The sequence below is a fragment of the Aeromonas genomosp. paramedia genome (assembly GCF_023093515.1).
Lineage (GTDB): Bacteria > Pseudomonadota > Gammaproteobacteria > Enterobacterales > Aeromonadaceae > Aeromonas.
Genome location: NZ_JAAROG010000058.1, coordinates 1 through 283 on the forward strand (window position 1 = coordinate 1; position 283 = coordinate 283).

Consider the following 283-nt stretch of genomic DNA (forward strand, 5'->3'; position numbering starts at 1 on the left):
GCGCCCGTAGCTCAGCTGGATAGAGTACCTGGCTACGAACCAGGTGGTCAGAGGTTCGAATCCTCTCGGGCGCACCATTTTAGCAGTACCAAAAGTTGATGAGCGCCCGTAGCTCAGCTGGATAGAGTACCTGGCTACGAACCAGGTGGTCAGAGGTTCGAATCCTCTCGGGCGCACCATTTTAGCAGTACCAAAAGTTGATGAGCGCCCGTAGCTCAGCTGGATAGAGTACCTGGCTACGAACCAGGTGGTCAGAGGTTCGAATCCTCTCGGGCGCACCATA

The 283-nt window shown here is 55.5% G+C and carries 3 tRNA genes; all 3 read left to right on the forward strand.

Annotation, left to right across the window (positions count from 1 at the left end):
- The 3 genes from HB860_RS22035 to HB860_RS22045 all read left to right on the forward strand — a co-directional run bounded on the left by HB860_RS22035 (position 1) and on the right by HB860_RS22045 (position 281).
- Positions 1 to 77: transfer RNA gene (locus HB860_RS22035), tRNA-Arg, on the forward strand.
- 25 nt (positions 78 to 102) lie between these two features.
- Positions 103 to 179, forward strand: a tRNA-Arg gene (locus HB860_RS22040).
- A gap of 25 nt (positions 180 to 204) precedes the next feature.
- Positions 205 to 281: transfer RNA gene (locus HB860_RS22045), tRNA-Arg, on the forward strand.
- Positions 282 to 283 lie beyond the last annotated feature (2 nt).